This window comes from Micromonospora sp. NPDC048843 (assembly GCF_040649965.1).
Classification (GTDB): Bacteria; Actinomycetota; Actinomycetes; order Mycobacteriales; family Micromonosporaceae; genus Micromonospora; species Micromonospora hortensis.
The window spans coordinates 1-1068 of the sequence record NZ_JBEZGJ010000393.1 but is presented as its reverse complement, the minus strand read 5'-3'; the positions used below and the strand labels follow the sequence as shown (position 1 = coordinate 1068).

Annotated in this window: 1 protein-coding gene and 1 pseudogene; both read left to right on the top strand. The window is 72.8% G+C overall.

The window, feature by feature from the left end; all coding sequences use genetic code 11:
* A pseudogene (locus AB0C20_RS36345) lies at positions 1 to 374 on the top strand (hypothetical protein); the annotation flags it as partial.
* A 231-nt stretch (positions 375 to 605) separates the two neighbouring features.
* Positions 606 to 947 carry an RNA polymerase-binding protein RbpA gene (locus AB0C20_RS36340; protein WP_091398247.1) on the top strand — a complete coding sequence of 114 codons (342 nt, stop codon included), beginning with the start codon at positions 606 to 608 and terminating at the stop codon, positions 945 to 947.
* Positions 948 to 1068: the final 121 nt, after the last annotated feature.

Genomic DNA, 1068 nt, shown 5'->3' with positions numbered 1-1068 from the left:
TACTTCGGCTGCCGCGACGAGCACGGGCGAAGTACGCGGTGCCGAGTTGGAAGACCAGCTCACCGCCGTTGCGGTGGTACGGCCGGCAGGCCGACGGCGCCCGGCAGGAGGCCGCGGAGCTGGCCGCGCGGCTGCGCGCGGAGGTGGAGGCCCTGGCCGCCCAGCGCGACACGCTCACCGCCGAGCTGACAGTGGCCCGGCAGGCCGCGGCGACCGCCGAGGGTCACCGCACCGCCCTGACGGTACGACTCGACGCCGCCGAGACCGACCGGGACCTGGCCCAGCGGCGGGTGGCGCAGCTCGGTGACCAGGTCAGCGACCTGGCGTTGGCGCTGGCCCGCCTCGGCGCCGCCACTCCCGGCGACGCCACCTGATGATCGTGGCGCAACCTTCGGTAGGCTCGGGCGGTTAACCTCCCCGGTGGCAGCGGACACACACCGTTGTCCCGACCCGCCTGGGGATCACCTCACCGGGTGAGCGTCCCGGCCGGTTACCCTTGGTCCCGGCCCACCCGTGGACGCCTCACGCCCTCGGGCGGGAATGGCTCGACGGGGACGCACCGTTACACCCAGAAGACCAGCACCACGAACGAGGGGAAGTCGATCATGGGCGAGCGTATGCTGCGCGGAAGCCGCCTTGGCGCGGTGAGCTACGAATCCGACCGCAACACGGAGCTCGCGCCGCGTCAGACCCGCGAGTACCTCTGCGCCAAGGGCCACCAGTTCGAGGTGCCGTTCGCCGTCGACGCCGAGGTCCCGACGACCTGGGAATGCAAGTTCGACGGCAGCGTCGCCCGACTCGTCGACGGCAACGAGCCGGAGCAGAAGAAGGCCAAGCCGCCGCGTACCCACTGGGACATGCTTCTGGAGCGGCGTTCCATCGCCGAGCTGGAGGACATCCTGGAGGAGCGCCTGCAGGAGGTTCGGACCCGCCGCGGCCGCGCCTGAGCCGCACGACGCACGACGACGGCGCCCCCGGGGCGAGGACGCGAAAGCCGACGCCGCTAAAGCCGGGGACCCCACGGCGGACGGCGCGCCGCGCGCCGACACGCCCGCCGACGACGCGAAG

Excerpts from the sequence above, each read along its gene's own strand:
- AB0C20_RS36340 (WP_091398247.1), top strand. The coding sequence starts at position 606 with ATGGGCGAGCGTATGCTGCGCGGAAGCCGCCTTGGCGCGGTGAGCTAC.